At 65.0% G+C, this 21,145-nt stretch carries 20 protein-coding genes and 1 tRNA gene; 6 read left to right on the forward strand and 15 right to left on the reverse strand.

The genetic code is table 11. The features are described from left to right. Positions 1-266 precede the first annotated feature (266 nt). A complete protein-coding gene (locus ACLGL5_RS10155; protein WP_069093262.1) occupies positions 267-3,674 on the forward strand; it encodes an acyl-[ACP]--phospholipid O-acyltransferase in 3,408 nt (1,135 codons plus the stop codon). 157 nt (positions 3,675-3,831) lie between these two features. Then, a complete protein-coding gene (locus ACLGL5_RS10160) occupies positions 3,832-4,074 on the forward strand; it encodes a GCG_CRPN prefix-to-repeats domain-containing protein (RefSeq protein WP_155249154.1) in 243 nt (80 codons plus the stop codon). A gap of 86 nt (positions 4,075-4,160) precedes the next feature. Here ACLGL5_RS10160 and ACLGL5_RS10165 read toward each other — a convergent pair whose 3' ends face one another. The 9 genes from ACLGL5_RS10165 to ACLGL5_RS10205 form a co-directional block, all read right to left on the reverse strand. Beyond that, positions 4,161-5,420: a DUF1501 domain-containing protein gene (locus ACLGL5_RS10165; RefSeq protein ID WP_069090915.1), complete on the reverse strand. Its 1,260-nt coding sequence runs from the start codon at positions 5,418-5,420 to the stop codon at positions 4,161-4,163. Positions 5,421-5,459: 39 nt separating this feature from the next. Continuing rightward, positions 5,460-6,935, reverse strand: coding sequence for a DUF1800 domain-containing protein (locus tag ACLGL5_RS10170; protein ID WP_069090916.1), 1,476 nt, complete (start codon positions 6,933-6,935; stop codon positions 5,460-5,462). A gap of 115 nt (positions 6,936-7,050) precedes the next feature. After that, complete coding sequence (locus ACLGL5_RS10175; protein WP_032921488.1) at positions 7,051-7,326, reverse strand: GCG_CRPN prefix-to-repeats domain-containing protein; 276 nt, start codon at positions 7,324-7,326, stop codon at positions 7,051-7,053. Positions 7,327-7,436: 110 nt separating this feature from the next. Further along, entirely contained in the window at positions 7,437-7,892 is a 456-nt protein-coding gene (locus ACLGL5_RS10180; RefSeq protein ID WP_010913241.1) for a periplasmic heavy metal sensor, read from the reverse strand. Beyond that, positions 7,889-8,335 (reverse strand): hypothetical protein, encoded by a 447-nt coding sequence (locus ACLGL5_RS10185; RefSeq protein WP_245307021.1) that lies wholly within the window; start codon positions 8,333-8,335, stop codon positions 7,889-7,891. Before ACLGL5_RS10185 ends, ACLGL5_RS10180 begins: the two co-directional genes overlap by 4 nt. A 119-nt stretch (positions 8,336-8,454) precedes the next feature. After that, a complete protein-coding gene (locus ACLGL5_RS10190) occupies positions 8,455-8,991 on the reverse strand; it encodes an RNA polymerase sigma factor (protein WP_083246532.1) in 537 nt (178 codons plus the stop codon). Between the two features lie 45 nt (positions 8,992-9,036). Further along, positions 9,037-9,474, reverse strand: a complete 438-nt coding sequence (locus tag ACLGL5_RS10195) for an EF-hand domain-containing protein (RefSeq protein WP_069090918.1) — start codon at positions 9,472-9,474, stop codon at positions 9,037-9,039. 216 nt (positions 9,475-9,690) lie between these two features. Further along, positions 9,691-9,879, reverse strand: coding sequence for a YodC family protein (locus tag ACLGL5_RS10200; RefSeq protein WP_038651973.1), 189 nt, complete (start codon positions 9,877-9,879; stop codon positions 9,691-9,693). 137 nt (positions 9,880-10,016) lie between these two features. After that, positions 10,017-10,092: transfer RNA gene (locus tag ACLGL5_RS10205), tRNA-Thr, on the reverse strand. Positions 10,093-10,381: 289 nt separating this feature from the next. On the opposite strand from ACLGL5_RS10205, the gene ACLGL5_RS10210 reads away from it, so the two are divergent. Next, positions 10,382-11,527, forward strand: coding sequence for a hypothetical protein (locus ACLGL5_RS10210; RefSeq protein WP_064984580.1), 1,146 nt, complete (start codon positions 10,382-10,384; stop codon positions 11,525-11,527). 3 nt (positions 11,528-11,530) lie between these two features. On the opposite strand, the gene ACLGL5_RS10215 is transcribed toward ACLGL5_RS10210, so the two are convergent. After that, on the reverse strand, positions 11,531-13,132 hold the full coding sequence (locus tag ACLGL5_RS10215; RefSeq protein WP_069090919.1) for a cisplatin damage response ATP-dependent DNA ligase: 1,602 nt from the start codon (positions 13,130-13,132) through the stop codon (positions 11,531-11,533). A 4-nt stretch (positions 13,133-13,136) separates the two neighbouring features. Continuing rightward, positions 13,137-14,144, reverse strand: coding sequence for a ligase-associated DNA damage response exonuclease (locus ACLGL5_RS10220; RefSeq protein ID WP_069090920.1), 1,008 nt, complete (start codon positions 14,142-14,144; stop codon positions 13,137-13,139). A gap of 150 nt (positions 14,145-14,294) precedes the next feature. Here ACLGL5_RS10220 and ACLGL5_RS10225 point away from each other — a divergent pair, with 150 nt between their 5' ends. From ACLGL5_RS10225 to ACLGL5_RS10235, 3 genes are all read left to right on the forward strand, one after another. Then, a complete protein-coding gene (locus ACLGL5_RS10225; RefSeq protein WP_069090921.1) occupies positions 14,295-15,212 on the forward strand; it encodes a class I SAM-dependent DNA methyltransferase in 918 nt (305 codons plus the stop codon). A 108-nt stretch (positions 15,213-15,320) separates the two neighbouring features. Continuing rightward, the gene (locus ACLGL5_RS10230) at positions 15,321-15,683 is read left to right on the forward strand and encodes a hypothetical protein (RefSeq protein WP_064984586.1); all 363 of its coding nucleotides are present in this window, start codon (positions 15,321-15,323) and stop codon (positions 15,681-15,683) included. 68 nt (positions 15,684-15,751) lie between these two features. Further along, a complete protein-coding gene (locus ACLGL5_RS10235; protein ID WP_069090922.1) occupies positions 15,752-16,279 on the forward strand; it encodes a P-loop NTPase family protein in 528 nt (175 codons plus the stop codon). An 8-nt stretch (positions 16,280-16,287) separates the two neighbouring features. On the opposite strand, the gene ACLGL5_RS10240 is transcribed toward ACLGL5_RS10235, so the two are convergent. Genes ACLGL5_RS10240 through ACLGL5_RS10255 form a run of 4 tightly spaced genes read right to left on the reverse strand, consistent with a single transcriptional unit; the run spans position 16,288 to position 21,126 of the window. Further along, positions 16,288-17,229, reverse strand: a complete 942-nt coding sequence (locus ACLGL5_RS10240) for a 2-hydroxyacid dehydrogenase (RefSeq protein WP_202360930.1) — start codon at positions 17,227-17,229, stop codon at positions 16,288-16,290. Positions 17,230-17,258: 29 nt separating this feature from the next. Further along, the gene (locus ACLGL5_RS10245; protein ID WP_019863026.1) at positions 17,259-18,890 is read right to left on the reverse strand and encodes an ABC transporter ATP-binding protein; all 1,632 of its coding nucleotides are present in this window, start codon (positions 18,888-18,890) and stop codon (positions 17,259-17,261) included. After that, entirely contained in the window at positions 18,887-20,032 is a 1,146-nt protein-coding gene (locus ACLGL5_RS10250) for an ABC transporter permease (RefSeq protein ID WP_064984588.1), read from the reverse strand. Before ACLGL5_RS10250 ends, ACLGL5_RS10245 begins: the two co-directional genes overlap by 4 nt. Beyond that, positions 20,032-21,126 (reverse strand): microcin C ABC transporter permease YejB, encoded by a 1,095-nt coding sequence (locus tag ACLGL5_RS10255; protein WP_064984589.1) that lies wholly within the window; start codon positions 21,124-21,126, stop codon positions 20,032-20,034. Before ACLGL5_RS10255 ends, ACLGL5_RS10250 begins: the two co-directional genes overlap by 1 nt. Between the last annotated feature and the right edge of the window lie 19 nt (positions 21,127-21,145).

Here is a 21,145-nt window from a genome sequence, read left to right on the forward strand (position 1 = left end):
TCGAGATACCAGAGACGTCACCGGTCCCGGGCTCCGTTTCCAGATACGATGAACGTCGTTCATTTTTCGCTTGAACAATGTTCAAGACGTGATAGAGTGCACTTATGAACGATGTTCATTTCTGGCAGACCGGAAGCCACGATATGGACATCGGGCACTGTAAGGAAGTTTAACCAGCTCATGACTATCACTGAGCTTGAAACAGCGCCTGCAACCCGCAGGGCCTCCGGCGAATAGCCGCAGGGTTCCGCCAAATGGAAACCGCCATGAACACGCATCTGATGTTGTCCCGGCGCTTTGCGCCTCTGTTCTGGACGCAGTTCCTGTCCGCCTTCAACGACAATTTCCTCAAGAACACGCTGGTGTTCCTGATCCTCTTTACGCTGGCCGCCGGTCAGGCGGCTTCGCTGGTCACGCTCGCCGGGGCCGTCTTCATGGCCCCCTTTCTGCTCTTGTCCGCGCTTGGCGGTGAGATCGCCGACCGCTTCGACAAGGCCCTCATCGCCCGGCGGCTGAAATTTGCCGAGATTGCCGCCGCGGGTGTGTCTGTCGCAGGCATAGCGCTGTCGTCGATCCCGGTGCTGATGACGGCGCTGCTGATGTTCGGCATCATCTCGGCGCTGTTCGGGCCGATCAAATACGGCATCCTGCCCGATCACCTCGAGCGCAAGGAACTGCCCAAGGCCAACGCCTGGATCGAGTCGGCGACCTTCGCCGCCATCCTCGGCGGCACCATCGCCGGCGGCGTCGTCTCGGCCGACGGCATAGGCGTCACGGTCTTCGGGCCGATCATGATGGCCTTGGCCGTCGGTTGCTGGTTCGTCAGCCGCTACATCCCGCCAACGGGTTCGGCGGCACCTGACCTCGTCATCGACAGGAACATCTTCCGCTCGACCTGGCGCCAGGTCAGCGAGTTGCGGACCGACACGCGGATCTGGCGCGCCGGCCTGATGACGTCGTGGTTCTGGCTGATCGGCGCCATCGTGCTTTCGATCCTGCCGACCTTGATCAAGGATTCGCTCGGCGGCGACGAGATCGCCGTCACCGTCTATCTCGCCGTGTTCGCCGTCTCGATCGCCATCGGCTCGGCGATTGCCGCATGGATGTCGCAGGGGCGCATCGTGCTTCTGCCCGCACCGGTCGGCACGGCGCTGCTGGCGCTGTTCGGCCTGCATTTGGCCTGGACCATCTGGAGCATGCAGCCTTCGCCGAAGGCGGAAAGCCTCGCCCTGTTCTTCGCCGGCCAAAACACGATCCGTGTCGCGATCGACCTCGCCGGCATGGCCATCGCCAGCGCCTTCCTCGTGGTGCCGACCTTCGCCGCCGTGCAGGCCTGGTCGCCCGAGGCGCGCCGCGCCCGCGTCGTCGCCGCGGTCAGCATCGTCAATGCCGGCTTCATGACGGTCGGCGGCATCCTTGTCGCCGCGATCCAGACGAAAGTCTCCACCGGCGGTATCCTGTTCGGCCTGGCCGCGGCCAATGCCGTCGCCGCCTGGCTGATGCTGAAATTCCTGCCGACCAACGCCTTCCGCGATTTCGTCTCCATCCTGTTCCGCGCCTTCCTGCGCCTGGAAGTCGAGGGCATGGAGAACCTCAAGGCAGCCGGCAAGGCACCGATCCTGGCGCTCAACCATGTCAGCTTCCTCGACGGCCCGCTGGCGCTGACGCTGACCGACGAGGAGCCGGTCTTCGCCATCGACTACGCCATCGCGCAGGCCTGGTGGATGAAGCCGTTCATGAAGCTCGCCCGTGCTTTGCCGCTCAATCCGGCCAAGCCGATGTCGACCCGCACGCTGATCAAGATCGTGCAGGCCGGCGATCCGCTGGTCATCTTCCCCGAAGGCCGCATCACCGTCACCGGCGGGCTGATGAAGGTCTATGACGGCGCCGCCATGGTGGCGGACAAGACCGGCTCGATGGTCGTGCCGATCCGCATCGACGGGCTGGAGAAAAGCCCGTTTTCCCGGCTGACGTCGCAGCATGTGCGCCGCCGCCTGTTCCCGAAGGTCAAGGTGACCATTCTGGAGCCGGTCAAGCTGCAAGTGCCGCCGGAACTGAAGGGCCGCAAGCGCCGCGCCGCGGCGGGTTCGGCCCTCTATCAGGTCATGTCGGATCTCGTCTTCCGCACCCAGGACATCGACAGGACGGTGCTGGAGAAGATCATCCTGACGGCGAATGAACGCGGCATGAAACGGCTCGCCGTGCAGGATCCGGTCACCGGCTCGCTGAGCTATGGCAAGCTGCTGACGGCGGCCGCCGTGCTGGGCGAGAAATTCCAGAACCTTTATGCCGATCAGCAGACGCTCGGTATCATGCTGCCCAACGCCAACGGCTCATGTGCCACGCTGCTTGGCGTGATGTCGTCCGGCAAGGTGCCGGCGATGATCAACTTCACTGCAGGTGCCGCCAACATCCTTTCCGCCTGCAAGGCCGCTGAAGTGAAGACCGTGCTCACGTCCCGCGCGTTTGTCGAACAGGCCAAGCTTGGCGCGGTGGTCGAGGAGATCGGCCGGTCGGTCGACATCGTCTGGCTCGACGATCTGCGTGCAACCATCGGTCTCAAGGACAAACTGCTTGGCCTGTTGCGCAAGTCGACGCCGCGCGCGCCGCGCAAGCCTGACGACCCGGCGGTGATCCTGTTCACCTCCGGCTCGGAAGGCACGCCGAAGGGCGTCGTGCTCACCCATCGCAACATCCTGGCCAATGCCGCGCAGGCGGCCTCGCGCATCGACTTCCACTCGGGCGACAAGGTGTTCAACGTTTTGCCGATCTTCCATTCCTTCGGCATGACGGCTGGCACGGTGCTGCCGCTGATCTCGGGCGTGCCGGTCTATTTCTACCCGTCGCCGCTGCACTACCGCATCGTGCCGGAACTGATCTACGCATCCAACGCGACGATCATCTTCGGCACCGATACGTTCCTCAGCGGCTATGCCCGCACCGCGCATCCCTACGACTTCCGTTCGATACGCTATTGCTTTGCCGGCGCCGAACCGGTCAAGGCAGCCACGCGCATGACCTACATGGAGAAGTTCGGGGTGCGTATCCTCGAGGGCTACGGCGTGACCGAAGCGGCGCCGGTGATCGCCATCAACACGCCGATGTACAACAAGTCCGGCAGCGTCGGTAAAATCATGCCCGGCATGGAATACCGCCTGGATCCGGTACCCGGCGTCGATGAAGGCGGGCGTCTCTACGTGCGCGGCCCAAATGTCATGTCGGGCTATCTGCGCGCCGAGAAGCCGGGTGTGCTGGAACCGCTGGAGGACGGCTGGCATGACACCGGCGATGTCGTCTCGGTCGACGAGGGCGGCTTCATCACCATTCGCGGCCGCGCCAAGCGTTTCGCCAAGATCGGCGGCGAGATGATTTCGCTTGCCGCCGTCGAGGCGCTGGCGGGTGAAGTGTGGAGAGGCTCGTTGTCGGCCGTCGCTTCCGTGCCGGATGCGCGCAAGGGCGAGAAGCTCATCCTCATTACCGAGGCTCCCGGCGCCACACGTGCAGAGTTCCTGGCCTTCGCCAAGGCCAATGGCGCCATGGACCTGATGGTGCCCGCCGAAGTGCGCGTCGTCCCGAAAGTACCGGTGCTCGGCTCCGGCAAGCTCGACTTCGCCGGCGTGACCAAACTGGTGCGGGGGCAGGATGCGCCGGCCGCCAAGGTCGAGGCCGCCTGATCGAGGCGATATGCACGACGACGCCGCGCTGAAAGTCGCGGCGTCGCTTGGCAAGCACTCTGCCCGCTAACGGATATGTGATCGGACCACTCACCCGGCATTCGGCCGGGTGAGTGGTATGTTGTCCTCGGGAATGTCAACCATGGAGGACACGATCATGCTCACCAGATACATTCTGCCGATTGCCGCCGCCGCAGGCGCATTGATGCTGTCGAGCGTCGGCTCGCAGGCCCTGCCCATGGCCAAGCCCAATGCCGCTCCGCTGCCGATGGAAAGCGTCGGCTGGAGATGCGGCCCTGGCTGGCACCTGAACCGATGGGGAAATTGCGTGCCCAATCATCGTCGCGTGATAATCCGGCCGATACATCATTGGCACCACCGCTGGCACCATCGCTGGTGATCACGGGGCGGATCGACATGGCGGCGGCTGCGAAGTAACGTGGGCGCTCCCCCAAAGATGGCGCCCCGTGACGCCACCGGGCTTCTTCAAGCGATGAGATTCGGCATCGGCTTCACCGCCGCCGACTCCGGAAACACCTTGTCGGCGAGCACGGCGGCGGACAGGCCGAACTGGTCGGCGAGCAGGCCCTTCAGCACCGCCCTGACATCGCTGGTCGGCGCCAGGTCGCGTTGCTCGTAGAGTTGGGCCGGCTTCAAGCCCGGCCAGTCGGCGATGACACGACCGCCCTTGATCGCGCCGCCGGCGAGCAACACCACCGTGCCGGTGCCGTGATCGGTGCCGACCGAGCCATTGATCTGCGCCGTGCGCCCGAATTCGGTGATGGCGACGATCGCCGTGTCCTTCCAGCGCTCGCCGAGACCCTTCTCGAATTCCTCGAAGGCGCCGTCGAGGCCGCCGAGCAAGGTGGCGAGCCGGCCCGTGGCGCCGCCTTCGTTGGCATGCGTGTCCCAGCCGTCGAAGGCAAGCGCGGCAACACGCGGCCCGTCATCGGCCGCGACAAGCCTGGCCGCACCTTGCGCGGCCTGCCGCATGCCGGCGGCGCTGCCGAGGCCGCCCTTCGGCTTCATCGCCCCGACGTTCGGCTTCATCACATTGCCGCCGATCTGGTCGTCGAGCGCCATGCGCTCGGCATCGAGGCCCTTCTGCAGGGCCGCCGCCAGCACTGGGTCGCGATGCTGGTAGAGGTCGAGAACCCGCGCCGCGAGGTCGCCGGCCGGCGCCGGCAGCGATTGCGGCGCCCAGCCGAGCACGGGGGCGGCACCTCGGATCACAAGCGGCGTCGATGGTCCGACGGCCAAGCCGCCAAGCGTCGCCACGCGGTCGCCCGCCGGCAGGCTCTCCAGCGCCCGGTTGAGCCATCCGGTGGCGACGTGGCCCGGCCCGGCGAAACCGCTTTCCAGCACGTCCTGGCCGTCGAAATGCGAGCGCTCGCGATAGCCGGTCGCGGCCGCGTGCACCACCGCGGCCTGCTTGTCTTTGAACAGCCGCGCGAAGACCGGCATCGCCGGATTGACCGCGAAGAAGCCATCGAGCGGCAGCGCCGCGTGCGGGCCGGCGAGCGACAAAGCGATGTCGCCATGCAGGCCGGCATAGTCGGGGTCGCTGACCGGACCGACCGCCGACAGGCCGTCGAGCGCACCGCGCAGCACGATGACGATCAGCCGCGGATCGCGATTGTCGGCGGCGCGGGCGAAGCGCGGCAGATAGGCCCAGGCAAACAGCGCGCCGCCGGTCATCAGCACGGCGCGGCGGGAAGGGTGAGGGGTTTCACACAGCAGGCTCATGACTTGGTCTCCATGTCGGCGCCGGACCTGTCGCTCGCGCTATCGTCTCTGGAATTCGGGCGCCATCAGCAGCAGCGCCAGGCCCTGCTGCTTGGACTCGGCGCGGGCGACCGCTTGCCGTGTTTCCGGCGAGGCGGAAGGACCGATGACGGCGTCGAGCATATCGTTGGGATTGCCGACGTCCTTGACCTGGCGGGCCGCCTGCCAGGCGATGTCGAGGCGGATCTTCATGCCTTCGGCCGAGGCCCAGCTGTCCGCGTGGTCGGAAAAGCCGTTCGGCCCTGGCGGCTGCCAGAGCGGCTCGCCCAGCGCATTGAGCCAGTTGAGCGACTGGCCGGGATCGTTCGCCGGACCCGGACCGGCCGCCCGGCGGATGGCGGCGATGTAGTCGAAGGGCGAGCGCATCTTGGCAAGCGGCGTCGACCATGCCTCCGGCATGTCGATGAGGGTCGCCGCCAAAGCCCTGAGATTGCCGTCGCTCTTGGCGAAAACCTTGGCCAGGCGCGCGACTGCCGCCGGCGGCGGGTCGTCGGCTATGAAATGACGAGCAAGTTCCGTGGCGATGTGCTGCGCCGTCGCCGGATGGCTGGCGATGTCGTTGAGTGCCGCCTCGGCCTGGCCCATGCCGGCGGCCGGATAGGTCTTGCCGAGCAGCACCGCATCGCCCGGCTCATGTGCATTGGCGTTGAAGACGGAACTGCCGGGCTCGCCAAGTCGACCTTCGCGCCCCGCCATCGTCCAGCCGGTCAGGATGCGCGCGAAGCTGGTGACATCGGCCTGGGTATAGCCGCTGCCGACGCCCAGCGTGTGCAGTTCCATGATCTCGCGGGCGAGGTTCTCGTTGAGGCCGCGCCGGCGGTTCTTGCCGGCGCGGGAGTCAGGGCCGATCGACTGCTGGTTGTCGAGATAGAACAGCATCGCCGGATGCCGCTCCACCGTCATCAGCATGTCGGCGAAACGGCCGAGCACGAAGGGGCGGATGGCTTCCCGCTCGAAGGCGCCGGCGCTCGCCCGCACGATGTTGTCCTTCGCCACGGAGACGCAGAAATGGTTCGACCAGAAATACACCAGGCGTTCGACAAAGCCTGCCTCGGCGCGAAAAGCCTTGTCGAGGCGCGCCTGGGCTTCGGCGCGAAACAGCGTGGCCTCGATTGGCGGCGCGGGTTTGGCCGGGGCCGTGGGCGGCGGAACAGGTTGGGCAGGCGCGACCCGTTCCGGCGTGGCCTGGGCGCTCGCCATTGCGGGCTGCGCCGTGGCTGCGGCCATGCGCTCAAGCTTGCGTTGGAAGTTTGCCGCCATGCTGGCCTGGATGGCCGGTGTGCTGCCCGGCAGGCTCGCATAGGTCGGATCGTCGAGCGAGATCAGGGCGATGTCGGGCTGCCGCAGTTCCGCCTTCAGATAGCCGCGCGGGTCGTGGGCCGCCCTGTCGCGGTCGCCGGGCCTTGCCCCGAGCCCGAAGCGGTTGAAAGCAACGAGCACTGGATCTGGCGGGGAATTTGCGGCGGGGATAGCCAAGTCAGCTCTCCATTGCTTTGGCTCCCCGCGCACGGCGCCGGAAGCCCGTTCGAGCCGTTTCGTGCCTGTTCAATTGAGGTCGTGGGGCCGGCGAAGTCGTCGGCCCCCGAGCCCCCTACCAGCGATGCCAGCGGTGCCAGTGACGGTGCGGATGCCACCCATAGAAGGCCGGGCGATGCCAATAGTAACCGGGGTAGACGACCACGCGATTGGGGACGCAGCGCCCCCAGGGATTGGGATGCCAGCCAGGTCCGCAACCCCAGGCGACGTGCTCGACCAGCGCCGGGGCGGCAAGCGGCGCCAGCGGCATCGCCGAGGATGCCGCGACAGTAGCCACCGTTCCGGTCACCGCGAGAGCGGCGGTGGCCGCGTATTTTGTCAGATAGTTCATGACCATACTCCGAAGTTGTCCGAGGTTGAAAACCTGTCGGCGCCAGATGGCCCGGCAGGTCCTGCCCTTCATTTCGTTAAACGGGCGCCATCGGCATTTTCCGTCGGTCGTCACGGCGATTTTTTTGGCGGTGTCGACGGCTGCGGCCCGGCGCGCCTTGAGAGTCCTTCTGCCAGCAGGCTGCGATCCTCGGCGGAACCTGCCGCCGCGAACGCGATGATGCGCTGCTCCAGCCGCGTGCGCACGGTGACGTCGGCATTGCGAGCCCGCTCCAGGGCGGCCGCCAGGGCCGCCGTGTCGAGGACGGGCTGCCGCAGCAGATCTGCCGCCTCGCGCCTGGCCTGCTGGCCGTCGCGAATGATTTCGCGAGACTCTTGGCGGACTTCGCGCAGCGCCTTGCGAAACAGCGTGCGCTGCTGATCGGGAAGCCGGCCGCCTGCCGCCTCCAGCGAATAGCCCTGGGCCGGCTTGCCGCGTTTTATCCAGACGGCCCCGCCGGCAAGCGCGCCCGCCAGGAAGACATTCAGCACCACCGATGCGATGAGGAGGTTGCGGCCTGTGCTCATAGGTCTTCCTCGATCATGTCGGGTCCGGCATCGCCGAACGCCGTCGCATTGGCGTCGAGCACATAATGGTCAGGCTGAACTTCGGGCGTGACGACGGTCACCAGGGACAGTCCGGCAATGGCGCCGGCCAGCCCTATTCCGGCAAGCCCCAGCCCCAGCCACCAGAAGCGCTGGCGCCGGCGCCGGACGATGTACCGGTCGGCGGTCCGCAGGATCGTGTCGTGCAACGCCTTGCCGGGGTGCCGGACGCGATAACTGTCAAGCAGGGCGTCAAGCGTGTGGGCCCGTCGCGAAATGGCCTGGCCTGTCTCGCTTGAAGCAAAGGCTGCTGCCGCGTCGCGCTCCGCTTGCGGCCAGCGCCGCAGATCGCCGCCATAGGCTTCGGCGAGCGCCGCGAAACGCCTGGCGTCCATTGCCGGGCCGTCCTCGATGTCTTCAGCCATCTGTCTTCCCCTTGCCACTTGTTGCCGCATGCCCATGCGGGTTGGAAACGAGGCCGACCGGCCCCCGCCGGACGCCCATAAAGCGCGGTAAATGTCTGCCATTCATGGTCGCGCTCTTCTCAGTCATGGACGCCATCCCTGGCCAGGATCATCTGCAAGGCCCGCCGGCCGCGCGAGAGCAGGCTCTCCAGCGCATCGACGCTGATCTCCAGGGTCGCGGCTGCCTCTATGTTGGACATCTCCTGATAGTAGACCAGGATGATCGCCTCGCGCTGGCGTGGCGCGATGGCCTGCAAGGCCTGCTCGACCCGATGCGGCTCTTCGCGGGCGTCGGGAAGCGGGGCAGGGTCGGCCATGTCCGGCAAATCGTCGGTCACCAGTTCGCGGCGCCGGCGCAGCCGGTCGTAGCAGAGGTTGAGCGTCACCCGGTGGATCCAGCTGTCGAAGCGTGCATTTCCGCGCCGCCAGCTCGAGGCGTGGCGCCAGATGCGCACGAAGGTCTCCTGTGCGACATCCTCGGCCTCCGCCGCATCGCCCAGAATGCGCACGGCGAGCGAAAGGATGCGCGGCAATTTGCGCGCGACGAGCGTCTGCACGGCCGCCGGGTCGCCGGCGCCGACCCGGCGAACCAACTCCTCGTCCGGATCGGCGCTCATCGGCTGGCGCACTCCCGATATCCATCACGCGTCATGGCCTCTTGGTCATTGCTCCGGCTTGGGAGCGGATTTGTGGCCTGGCATCTCGTCGGCCGTCAGAACGCCGTCGCCATTCTTGTCCAGCTTGGCAAAGCGCTTGGCAAAGAACGCATCGAGTTCGGCGCGGTCGATGAAGCCGTCATGGTTCGAATCGATGCGCGCGAAGGATTTGGCGGCATCGCCCTTGATGTTGCGCTTGGCCTGGAAGGCCTCCCACTCCAGCAGGCTGATCTTGCCGTCGCCATCCGTGTCTGCGGCCATGATCGCCTTCTCCCGCCGCTTCTGGAATTTGGCCAGGGTGATGTCCGACTTGGCTCTTGGTGCGGCTGGGGCTGCGGCTGGCGGCGTGGCGCCAGGAGAAGCAGGGGGCTGCGTCACCGTCTGGGCGAGGGCCGCAACGGTCAGCAGGCTCAAGGCAGCGGCAAGGATCGAACGGCTTATCATGCTTCGGCGTCTCCGGTTGGCGCGTCGGCCACGGCCCATGCCGTGGTCTCGCTTCAACCGTTAAACGCCGCGACTGGCGAAATCCGTCGGTCGCCTGCGCCGATACCTTCGATTGTCGGGGATGCCGACTCGGGTATTGGTATCGAGAACGACGCGACACCGCATCCGGCGTCATCGAAATTCACGCCGGGTTAGCCACCGCCCGTGGCGAACGGGCTACGCCGATGGGTCGGCGGCCACCAGCTGGTCCGGTTTGAAACCCGCATGTTGCGGGATCCAGACATCGCCCTCGCGGTTGAACCAGTGGCACAGATACATGCCGGAAGCGGCACCGTCGCTGACCGTCATCTTCGGCCCTCCCGACTTCAGCTTGACGACGTCTCCGGTCTTGAAAGTGTTGGCCATTTTGGACCTCCCATGCTGAGGTCCGTGAGTTTCCCACCAAAGCTGAGTCGCGACAATGGCGGATATGGGAGCCATTGCGCGATCCACCGCACAGGCAGCGGTAGAGTACCGATTTCGGCACAGGGGGGACAAGGAACTGGTGCCGCTTAGGTGACTCGAACACCTGACCCCATCATTACGAATGATGTGCTCTACCAACTGAGCTAAAGCGGCCCGGGAGGCCAAAGCCTCCAAGATGGGCTGGGTGATAAACTCAACCGGCCGCGAATTCAAGATGCCACGTGGCAAATCATGCAAGAGCGCCCGCCCGGTCGAAACCAGGGGTTCGCACCTCGCCGCGCATGAGAATCGCCGACATGTTCCGATTTTGTTTGCCGGAATATCGCCAAGATGGACTTTGGACGGCCCGTCGAGGCAGAATGCGGCCGCCCGCCCGTTGATTGATTGGTCGCCTACGGCTAACCATCAGGGAAGATTGGGGCAATTTGCAGAGGGATCCCGCTTGGACGCGATCGAAAAAGCGATCCGGAACGCCTTGGAGAAGGGCAATGCCGAGGACCGCGCGTTCCGCGAGAAGGTCTATCGGTCGGCCTTTGCCGCGCTTGACCGTGCGCTCCAGGCCAATCCCGGCGTGACCGTGGAGGTTGCCATCAAGCGCCGCAAGGCGATCCAGGCGACGATCACCGAAATCGAATCCGAGTTCCTGCCGGCGGTGCCGGATGTGGGCCTGGAGGTCGACGCCCCGGCGGCCGAGCCCGCGGCCGCCGCGGCGCCCGCCATCGAGATCGGAGACAAGGCGCCATCGCCCGCCGTCACCGTCGACAGCCCCGCGCAGCCGGCATCCGATGCGCCGCTTTCGCGCGTGCTGCCGGTCGTTCCCGACATCATGCCGGACGCGACGCTTCCCGGCGTGCCGGCCATCGACATGTCCGCTCCTAGCGCTTCGGGTACCGCGACGGAAGTGGCGCCCGATCGCGATGAACGGCGCATTCGCGGACGCCGCCTGCCGCTGACCGCCATCTTCTTCAGCGTGACCCTGCTTGCGGCGATCGGCATCGGCGTGTTCTTTGCCATGCAGACCGGCGTGTTCAAGACGGCGGCGCAGCTCGATACGGCGCCGCCCGAGGCGCCACCAACCGTCGAGGACGACGATTTCACCCCGGCCGACGGCGCCAACGCGCCGGCCAAGCCTGGCGCCGCGGACCAGTCGCGCAACTGGATCAATGTGTTCTCGCCGACCGATCCGACGCATGTCGCCGCCCCGTCGGACGCCAAGGCCTCGGTGATGAAGGACGACACCGGTCCGTTCCTGCGCATCCAGTCCGGCCCCTCAGGTTCGGCGATCGCCTTCGATGTCGGGCAGGGCGTGCTGGAGAAGCTCGCCGGCAAGCACGCCGTATTCGACATCATCGCGCGTGCCGAGGACGGCAAGGACACGCAGATCTCCGTCGACTGCAATTTCGGCGAGCTCGGCGATTGCGGCCGCAAGCGCTACGCGGTCGGCCAGCAGCGCAACGAATATCTGTTCGACGTGCAGTTCCCCAACAAGCATCCCGGCTCGGCCGGAACCATCGCCGTCAATTCCGATTTCGACAAGCAGGGCAAGGCGGTCGACATCTACGAGATCCGGGTCTCCATCGAGCCGTAGGGCTCAGCGGTCGAGCAGCGCCTGCAGCGTCTCGATGCGGTCGGCTTCGTTGGCCGGCTTGTCCCAGCGCAGCCGTGAAATGCGGGGAAAGCGCATGGCGACGCCGGATTTGTGCCGGGTGGAGCGGTTGAGCCCCTCGAAGGCGACTTCCAGCACCAGGCCGTTGTCACGGTCCGCCCGCACCGAACGCACCGGTCCGAAGCGCTCGACCGTGTTGTCCCGAACATATTTGTCGATCTGCTTCAGTTCTTCGTCGGTGAAGCCGAAATAGGCTTTGCCGACCGGCACCAGTTCCTCCTCGCCCTCGGCTCCGGACCAGACGCCGAACGTGTAGTCGGAGTAGAAACTCGAGCGCTTGCCATGGCCGCGCTGGGCATACATCAGCACCGCGTCCACCGTGTGCGGATCGCGCTTCCACTTGAACCACGGGCCTTTCGGCCGGCCGGCGACATAGGGCGAATCCCAGCGCTTCAGCATCACGCCTTCGATGATCGGGTGCGGCGGCGCGCGGCGCAGGTTCTCCAGCGCCTCCCAGTCCGTGAAGGCGACGAAGGGCGACAGGTCGAAACGGCCGGGGTCGAGCGTCTTCACGAAGGTTTCGAGGCGGCCACGCCGTTCCCGGAACGGCAATGCGCGAAGGTCTTCGTCGCCGAGCTGAAGCAGGTCGTAGCAACGCATGAAGGCCGGAAATTGCTGCTGCATCTTCGGCGTCACCGTCTTGCGGTTCAGCCGCTGCTGCAAATCCGAGAAGGTCCCCGTCGCCTCACGCGGATCGCCGACCAGCAACTCGCCGTCCAGCGTCGCGGAAAAGTGCATGGCGTCTGCGAGGTCGGGAAAGGCGCCGGAGACATCGTCGCCGGTGCGCGAATAGAGCCGGCGGATGCCGCCTTCCGCCACCGCCTGGACGCGGATGCCGTCCCATTTCCATTCGGCGGCGTAATCCGCCGGGTCGAGCTTTTCGAGATCGCCGTCGCCGACCGGGTTCGACAGCATCACCGGGCGGAACAGCGCCATCGCCGTGTTGCGGGGTTTTTCGGCCTTGCCTTCCAGCCAGGCGAACAGCGCCGTATAGGGCGGCGACAGACCGTGCCAGAGCTCCTCGATCTCGGCGACGTCGACCTTGCCGAAATCCGCCAGCGCCTGTTTGGCGAGCCGCGCCGAGACGCCGATGCGCAGGCCGCCGGTGACCAGCTTGATGATGGCGAAGCGCGCCGAAATGCCGGCGCTGTCGAGCAGGCTGGCCAGCACTTTCGGTCCGTCCGAGCGGCTTGCCGCCTGCAGTTTGGCCACGACCTCGCCGAGCGTCGGCTCGCGGTTGGGGATCTTGCCCGGCGTCCGCGTCCAGACCAGCGACACCGTCTCGGCGAGATCGCCGACATAATCGTAGGAGTAGCCGAACAGCACGGGATCCATCCGTTCTGTGACCAGCATGCGCAGCATGGCCGGCTTGACCGCGGCTATTGTGAGGTCACCGGTGATGGCCGCCAGCGCCAGCCCGCGATCCGGATCCTCGACGGTTCGGAAATAGTCGACCAGCAGCGTCAGCTTGCCGTTGCGCGACGGCGTCAGCACAAGGCGGTCGAGAAGTTCGGCGAAGCGGTTCATGGCTTCAATCGCCCTCGTCCTCATAGCCCACCAGATGCAGCGGCCGGGCGGCGATGCCTTCGAGCTCGCACCAGCGAACCAGCGCTTCCTCGCGGCCATGCGTCACCCAGATCTCCTCGGCGCCGGTCTCCTTGATGGTGGCGGTGAGTTCGTCCCAATCGGCATGGTCCGAGATGATCAGCGGCAGTTCGACGCCGCCTTGCTTGGCGCGCTGGCGGATGCGCATCCAGCCCGACGCAAAGCACGAGATCGGATCGGGAAAGCGCCGCGCCCAACGATCGGCGAAGGCCGATGGCGGGCCGACGACGATGGCGCCGGCAAAGTCATCCTTGCCGCCCTCGACCGTTGCCGGCTCGAGGACACCCAGGTCGATGCCCTGGCTCTGATAGTATTCGCTGAGCCTGGCAAGTGCGCCATGGATGTAAAGCGGCCTGTCATAGCCGGCGTCGCGCAACAGCCGCATCACCCGCTGCGCCTTGCCCAGCGCATAGGCGCCGACCAGATGCGAGCGTTCGGGAAACTGCGCCGCCGATTTCAGCAGGCGGGCGATCTCTTCCGTGTCCGGTGGATGGCGAAAGACCGGCAGGCCGAAAGTCGCCTCGGTGATGAAGATGTCGCAACGGATCGGCTCGAACGGCGCGCAGGTTGCATCCTTTTGCCGCTTGTAGTCGCCAGAGGCGACGATGCGCGTGCCCTGATGCTCGACCGATATCTGTGCCGAACCCAGCACATGGCCGGCCGGATGGAAGCTGACGCTGACATCGTTCAGAGCGATCGTCTCGCCGAGCCGTGCGGCTTGGGTCGTTCCAGCAAAGTCCTCGCCGTAGCGCAGGGCCATAATGTCGAGCGTCTGCTGCGTCGCCAGCACCGAGCGGTGGCCGGAGCGTGCGTGGTCGGAATGGCCGTGCGTGATCAGCGCCCGGTCCACCGGCCGCACCGGGTCGATAAAAAAATCGCCCGGGGGGCAGTAAAGGCCTTCGGGCCGGGGATGAAGCAGGTCGCTGGCGCGCATGGTCCCCAAGATAGGATATAATTCCGCTGCGGGAAGCCTGATGTCGGAGACTGCTGACTCTCCTGGGCAAAGGGCGCTCAATTCGGTTCAGCTTCCGCATCCTTTGCTCTAAAGAGGTGGCGGCCGGCCTCCGCCGGCGGAACCATCATCATGAAACCGCTTCAGACATCCTCCGGCGATTTGAACGCCGATCGCCGTGCCGACTATGCCGAGATGCTATTTGCCTCCGGCGATCGCACGGCGGCGGTCGAGCTGCTGCTCGGCGCATTGGAGCTGGCGCCGCAATGGGCAATGGGCTGGTTCCGCCTCGGCGAGATGCAGGAGACATCGGGCAGGCTCGACCTGGCGGCGCAGGGCTGGACGATGTCGCTGAAACTGGACCCGGCCGACCGCCAGGGCGCGGCCCTCAAACTGCAGCTGATCGGCAAGGCTCCGCTCGCCGCCGCGCCGCCCAGTGCTTTTGTCGAGGCGCTGTTCGACCACTATGCCGAGACATTCGAGGAGATGCTGGTCGGCAAGCTCGACTACCGCTTGCCCGAATTTCTCGAGCAGATGATTCGCAAGGCAAGGCCGGATCGCTTCCGCGTGGCGCTCGACCTTGGTTGCGGAACGGGACTGATGGGCGAGAGGCTGAGGCCGATCGTCGACCGGCTGGAAGGGGTCGATATATCGGCCAGGATGCTGAAGAAGGCGCGGGCGAAAGGCATCTACCACACGCTGACAAAAGCGGATCTGCAGGGATTTTCCCATTCAGGCGAAAGGCCCGATCTGGTGACATCGGCCGATGTCCTGATCTACATCGGCGCGCTCGATGGTCTGGTGGGCACCGTTGCCGGTCTGCTCGCCGAAGGCGGCCTGTTTGCCTTCTCCGTCGAGACACTGGCGGACGACGGCGATTTCGCGCTGCAGCCCTCGCGGCGCTACGCCCATTCGCAGCCCTATGTCAGGCGGACACTGGAGGCCAACGGGCTTGCGATCCTGGCGCTGGAGCCAACCACCATCCGGCAGGATCGCCGCGAGCCCGTCAAAGGGCTGGGCGTTGTGGCGTGGAAGCCTCACGCCGTTTGAAGCGTGCATGAACACCATCCCGCTGCTGCGAAAAAGTCCGATTTGCGTGCGCGACTGATATTTGCGATCTGGTCGCGTCAGGGCGGGATATCAGGAGGAGCATATCGGATGCGCTGGAACATGATGATCTTGGCATCTTGCCTGGCAACGGCCGGCTGCGTCGGCAATTCGATGTCCGAGCGGCAGGACGCCGACGTAGAATCCTCCCTGCAGTACGACACCGTGCCGTGCGATCAATTGCTGGCGCAACGCAATGGCCTGGCGCAGCAATACAACCTGCCTGTGACCGCGAAGCCGACCTTCTCCAATCCCGCGATGGGTTTCGGTCCGTTCACGCCCGACATGCGCTCCAAGGCCAAGCGCGACAGCGACAAGGCGTCAGGCGAGATCGATGCCATGAACCGGTCGATCGAGCGCCGCGACTGCGGCAAGCCGGACAATCAGAAGAAGAAGTTCGCCCTGCCGAGCTGAAAATAGCAGCAGCTGTCCGACGAGAGTGATCGCCGGCAGCATGCTCGCGTCCGCGTAGGGGACGATCGATGAAACTCTCGGACCTTGGCGACCGCATCTGCATTCTGGGGCCGTCCAACAGCGGCAAGTCGACCCTGGCCGATGCGATTGCCCGCAAGCGTGGCCCGGAGCCCGTTCACCTCGATCTGCTTCATCATCTGCCCAACACCGACTGGGAGCCGCGTCCAAAGGCCGAATTCATTGCCTTGCATGACGGCGCGATCGCCAGCGAGCGTTGGGTGATGGACGGAAATTACTCGATCTGCATGCCGCAACGTTTCCGGCGGGCGACGGGAGTGATCCTGCTGGATATCTCCACGCCGGCAAGCCTGCTGCGTTATTTCAGGCGAAGCTGGTTTGAGAAGAACAGGCGCGGTGCCCTGGAAGGCGGACGCGACAGCGTCAAATGGGACATGATCCACCATATTGCCGTGACCACGCCGAAAAACCGCCAGAGATACCAGGCGATGTTCGAGGATCTCGACCTGCCGAAGCTGCAGCTGTCCTCCGTGAGAGCAATCAAGCAGTGCTTCAGGGACTGGGATCTGGCGATGTAAGACCCTGGCTAATATCCCGCCTTGCGATCCACCAGATTCTCGAGCTTTTCGCCGCGCTCGAAGGCGTCCATCTGGCGCAGCATGGTCGGCGCCAGGTGCATCGGATCGGAGGTCGCCGCGGCGTGCGGCGTCACGAACACTTTCGGATGGTTCCACAACGGGCTGGTCTTCGGCAGCGGTTCGACCTCGAACACGTCCAGGCTTGCCTCCTTCAGCGTGCCGTCATCCAGTGCCCGCCCGATGTCGGCATCCTTTTGCAGGCGGCCGCGTCCGGCATTGATCAGGACCGAACCGCCGAGGCCGTTGCGTTTGCGCAATTCCTTGAGCACGCCGTAATTGATGATGCCTTGCGTGTCCGGCGTCAGCGGCAAAAGCACGACAAGGATATCGGTCGCGTTGAGGAAGGGGATCAACCCGGCCTCGCCGGAATAGGTCGCCACCCCTTGCATCGGCCGCTCGGTGCGCGACCAGCCATTGACCGCGAAGCCGAGCGACAGCAGCACCGAGGCCGCGGCGCGGCCGAGATTGCCGAGCCCCATAATGCCGACGGATATGTCGCCGGCCGGCCGCTGCGGCGGCTCGTGCCAGATCTTCTTTTGCTGCTGCTGCCGGTAGAGCAGGCCCTGGCGATGATGATCGAGCACCCGCCAGACGACATATTCGGTCATGTATTGCGTGAGGTTGTCGGCGACGACCTTGACGATCGGCACGTCGGGCAGGCCGGGATCGGCGAAGATGTGGTCGACGCCGGCGCCGATGGAGAAGATGGCGCGCAGATTGGGCAGCGAAGACAACAAATTGGGCTTCTGCTTCCACACCACCGCATAGGTGATCGACGGATCCTTGGCGCCGTCCGGCTCCAGCACCACCTCGCGCTCGGCCGACAGAAGCTCGCGCCAGCGCTGCGGGTGAAAGCCGGTGACGGCAAGCAGAATGCGGCCTTTTTCCATCGCGATTCGTCTAGTCCTCTTTACGCAAATTACTCGCTGACGATGCCGACCGGCGCCGTCTCTATCTTGAAGGCGGCCGAGATCAGTGCCCGAGTATAGTCGGTTTGCGGATTTTCAAAAATCTGCTGGGAAGGGCCGGCTTCGACGATCTGGCCATTGCGCATGACGATGACGTCGTTGGCAAGCGCCCGGATGACTTTGAGATCGTGGCTGATGAAGAGATAGGCGAGGTCGTGCTTGGCCTGCAGATTGCGCAGGAGGTCGACGACCTGCGCCTGCACGCTCATGTCGAGCGCCGATGTGGGCTCGTCCAGCATGACGAAGCGCGGGTTGAGCACCATGGCGCGCGCGATCGCGACACGCTGGCGCTGGCCGCCGGAAAACTCGTGCGGATAGCGGTTGCGGGTCGCCGGATCGAGCCCGACCTCCTTCAGCACGTCCGCAACCTTGTCGTCGCGTTCATCGGGCGACAGTTTCGGCTCGTGGATCTTCAGGCCCTCCTCGATGATCTCGGCGATCGACATGCGCGGGCTGAGCGAGCCGAACGGATCCTGGAACACGATCTGCAATTCGCGCCTGAGCGGCCGCATGGCGTTGAAGGTGAGCTGGTTGATGTCGCGGCCGTTGAACCGGATGGTTCCCGTCGACGAGATCATGCGTGCCAGGGCCAGGCCGAGCGTCGTCTTGCCGGAGCCGGACTCGCCGACCACGCCCAGCGTCTGGCCGGCGCGCACGGTGACATCGATGCCGTCGACAGCCTTCACATGGTCGACCGTGCGGCGGAAGAAGCCCTGCTTGATCGGAAACCAGACTTTTATGTCCTTGCCGGCCATCACCGGCTTGGCGTCGGCGTTGGCGGCCGGTGGCTTGCCCTTCGGCTCGGCTGCCAGCAGGTGGCGCGTATAGGGGTGCTGCGGGTTGGCGAAGATCTCCTTGGTCGGTCCGGTCTCGACGATCTTGCCCTTGGTCATCACGCAGACCCGGTCGGCGATCTTGCGCACGATGCCGAGATCGTGGGTGATGAACAGCATCGACATGCCTTTGCGGCTTTTGAGGCCCGCGAGCAGTTCGAGGATCTGCGCCTGCACCGTGACGTCGAGCGCCGTTGTCGGCTCGTCGGCGATCAGCAGTTCCGGTTCGTTGGCCAGTGCCATGGCGATCATGACGCGCTGGCGCTGGCCGCCGGACAGCTGATGCGGATAGGCGTCGAGCCGCTTCTGCGGATCGCGGATGCCGACCTCGTTGAGCAGTTCCAGCGTGCGCGCCTTGGCTGGGCGGTCGGCCATGCCCTGATGCAGTTTCAGGATCTCGACGATCTGATGCTCGATCGTGTGCAGCGGATTGAGCGAGGTCATCGGCTCCTGGAAGATCATGGTGATCTTGTTGCCGCGCACTTGCCGCAATTGCTTCTCGCTCATCGCCAAAAGGTCGGCGCCCTCGAACAGGATTTTCCCCGAGGGATGGCTGGCGCTGGGGTAGGGCAGCAGTTTCAGCACCGACAGCGCAGAGACCGACTTGCCGGAGCCGGACTCGCCCACCAGCGCGATCGTCTCGCCCTTGGCGATGTCGAAGGAGATATGGTCGACGGCGACAGACTGGCCGCCGCCCTGGCTGAAGGCGACGCTGAGGTCCTGTACGCTGAGCAGAGGCGCTTCGCTCATTTGAACGTCTTGCGCGGATCGAAGGCGTCGCGAGTCGCCTCGCCGACAAAGACCAGCAGCGACAGCATCAGCGAGATGACGACGAAGCCGGAAATGCCGAGCCACGGCGCATTGAGGTTGCGCTGCGCCTGCTTCAGCAACTCACCGAGCGAGGCGGACCCCGGCGGCAGGCCGAAGCCGAGATAGTCGAGCGAGGTCAGTGTCGAGATCGAGCCCGAGAGCAGGAAGGGCATGAAGGTCAATGTCGCCACCATGGCGTTGGGCAACAGATGCCGGAACATGATGGTGCGGTTGGGCACGCCGAGCGCGCGGGCGGCGTTGACGTACTCGAAGTTGCGGGCGCGCAGGAACTCGGCCCGCACGACGCCGACCAGCGCCACCCAGGAGAACAACAGCATCAGCCCGAGCAGGATGAAGAAGCCCGGCGGCAGGATGGCGGCGACGATGAGCAAGAGATAGAGCACCGGAATTGCCGACCAGATTTCGATGAAGCGCTGGAACAGCAGGTCCGTCCAGCCGCCGAAATAGCCCTGCAGGGCGCCGGCGCCGACGCCGATCAGGGCAGAGCCGGCGGTCAGGATCAGCCCGAACAGCACCGAGATACGGAAACCGTAGATGACGCGCGCCAAGACGTCGCGTGCCTGGTCGTCGGTGCCGAGCCAGTTCCAGTTGCCGACGATGCAGGCGGGGTCGGCAGCCCCTTGCGGATACTGGTTGCAGCGCTTGGCGGCGTCATACTGCCAGGACGGCTTGGCCGGTGCGGCTTCCGGAATGGCATTGTTGACGGTCTGGTAGGAATAGCGGATCGGCGGCCAGATCATCCAGCCATTGGCGTTGATCTCGTCCTGGATCACCGGATCGCGATAGTCGGTGACGGCATAGAAGCCGCCGAACTTTTCCTCCGGGTAGGCGACCAGCACCGGAAACAGGATCTCGCCCTTGTAGGAAGCGATGATCGGCTTGTCGTTGGCGATGAATTCGGCAAACAGCGACAGCACGAACAGGACAAGGAAAATCCACAACGACCAGTAGCCGCGCCTGTTCGCCTTGAAATTCTGCAGGCGGCGCTTGTTGAGCGGCGACAGGAACGGCCGTGGCATCCGCTCCGGCACCACGCCGGCGGTGACGCTCGCCTCCGACATCAGACGTCTCTCCGCTCGAAATCGATGCGCGGATCGACCCAGGTGTACATCAGGTCGGACAGCAATCCGACGAACAGGCCGAGAAGCGAGAAGATGTAGAGGTTTGCGAACACCACGGGATAGTCGCGCTCGACCACCGATCGGAAGCCGAGCAGACCGAGGCCATCGAGCGAGAAGATGTTCTCGATCAGCAGCGAACCGGTGAAGAAGGCCGAGATGAAGGCGCCGGGAAAGCCGGCAATGACGATCAGCATGGCATTGCGGAAGACATGGCCATAGAGCACCTGCCGCTCCGACAGGCCCTTGGCCCGCGCCGTCACCACATATTGCTTGCGGATTTCCTCCAGGAACGAGTTCTTGGTCAAAAGCGTCGTCGTTGCGAAGGCCGAGAGCACCAGCGCCGTCAGCGGCAGGGTCATGTGCCAGGCATAGTCGGCGATCTTGGCCGGCCAGGACAACTGGTCCCAATTGTCCGAGACGATGCCGCGCAACGGGAACCAGTCCCAGAACGAGCCGCCGGCGAACAGCACCATCAGCATGATGCCGAACAGGAAGCCGGGAATGGCATAGCCGACGATGACGACGCCGCTGGTCCAGACGTCGAAGGGCGTGCCGTCCTTGACCGCCTTGCGGATGCCGAGCGGAATGGAGATCAGATAGGACAAGAGCGTGATCCAAAGGCCGATCGAGATCGAAACCGGCATCTTCTCGAGGATCAGGTCAAGCACCGAGATATCGCGGAAATAGCTGTTGCCGAAATCGAACCGGATGTAGTTCCACAGCATCATGCCGAAGCGCTCAAGCGGCGGCTTGTCGAAGCCGAACTGCTTCTCCAGCTTCTTGATGAATTCCGGATCGAGCCCCTGCGCGCCGCGATATTTCGAGCTGACGTCGCCGGCGACGTCGAAATTGGAACCGCCCGCATCGCCGCCGCCACCGCCGAGGCGGTCGCTGCCGCCCTGATTGGTCAGCTTGGCGATGACCTGCTCGACCGGGCCGCCCGGCGCGAACTGGATGACGGCGAAGGAGATCGCCATGATGCCGAACAGGGTCGGGATCATCAAAAGGATGCGGCGCAGTATATAGGCGCCCATCAGGCTTCCTGCCCTTTTT

The organism is Mesorhizobium sp. U510 (genome assembly GCF_059180695.1).

What these genes read in the sequence shown, in the direction of transcription:
- ACLGL5_RS10165 (WP_069090915.1), bottom strand. Translation starts at nt 5,420, where the DNA reads ATGAGCCTGCTGTGTGAAACCCCTCACCCTTCCCGCCGCGCCGTGCTG.
- ACLGL5_RS10245 (WP_019863026.1), bottom strand. Translation starts at nt 18,890, where the DNA reads ATGAGCGAAGCGCCTCTGCTCAGCGTACAGGACCTCAGCGTCGCCTTC.
- ACLGL5_RS10175 (WP_032921488.1), bottom strand. Translation starts at nt 7,326, where the DNA reads ATGAACTATCTGACAAAATACGCGGCCACCGCCGCTCTCGCGGTGACC.
- ACLGL5_RS10230 (WP_064984586.1), top strand. Translation starts at nt 15,321, where the DNA reads ATGCGCTGGAACATGATGATCTTGGCATCTTGCCTGGCAACGGCCGGC.
- ACLGL5_RS10235 (WP_069090922.1), top strand. Translation starts at nt 15,752, where the DNA reads ATGAAACTCTCGGACCTTGGCGACCGCATCTGCATTCTGGGGCCGTCC.
- ACLGL5_RS10250 (WP_064984588.1), bottom strand. Translation starts at nt 20,032, where the DNA reads ATGTCGGAGGCGAGCGTCACCGCCGGCGTGGTGCCGGAGCGGATGCCA.
- ACLGL5_RS10195 (WP_069090918.1), bottom strand. Translation starts at nt 9,474, where the DNA reads ATGATAAGCCGTTCGATCCTTGCCGCTGCCTTGAGCCTGCTGACCGTT.
- ACLGL5_RS10255 (WP_064984589.1), bottom strand. Translation starts at nt 21,126, where the DNA reads ATGGGCGCCTATATACTGCGCCGCATCCTTTTGATGATCCCGACCCTG.
- ACLGL5_RS10160 (WP_155249154.1), top strand. Translation starts at nt 3,832, where the DNA reads ATGCTCACCAGATACATTCTGCCGATTGCCGCCGCCGCAGGCGCATTG.
- ACLGL5_RS10225 (WP_069090921.1), top strand. Translation starts at nt 14,295, where the DNA reads ATGAAACCGCTTCAGACATCCTCCGGCGATTTGAACGCCGATCGCCGT.
- ACLGL5_RS10155 (WP_069093262.1), top strand. Translation starts at nt 267, where the DNA reads ATGAACACGCATCTGATGTTGTCCCGGCGCTTTGCGCCTCTGTTCTGG.
- ACLGL5_RS10215 (WP_069090919.1), bottom strand. Translation starts at nt 13,132, where the DNA reads ATGAACCGCTTCGCCGAACTTCTCGACCGCCTTGTGCTGACGCCGTCG.
- ACLGL5_RS10180 (WP_010913241.1), bottom strand. Translation starts at nt 7,892, where the DNA reads ATGAGCACAGGCCGCAACCTCCTCATCGCATCGGTGGTGCTGAATGTC.
- ACLGL5_RS10190 (WP_083246532.1), bottom strand. Translation starts at nt 8,991, where the DNA reads ATGAGCGCCGATCCGGACGAGGAGTTGGTTCGCCGGGTCGGCGCCGGC.
- ACLGL5_RS10240 (WP_202360930.1), bottom strand. Translation starts at nt 17,229, where the DNA reads ATGGAAAAAGGCCGCATTCTGCTTGCCGTCACCGGCTTTCACCCGCAG.
- ACLGL5_RS10185 (WP_245307021.1), bottom strand. Translation starts at nt 8,335, where the DNA reads ATGGCTGAAGACATCGAGGACGGCCCGGCAATGGACGCCAGGCGTTTC.
- ACLGL5_RS10220 (WP_069090920.1), bottom strand. Translation starts at nt 14,144, where the DNA reads ATGCGCGCCAGCGACCTGCTTCATCCCCGGCCCGAAGGCCTTTACTGC.
- ACLGL5_RS10200 (WP_038651973.1), bottom strand. Translation starts at nt 9,879, where the DNA reads ATGGCCAACACTTTCAAGACCGGAGACGTCGTCAAGCTGAAGTCGGGA.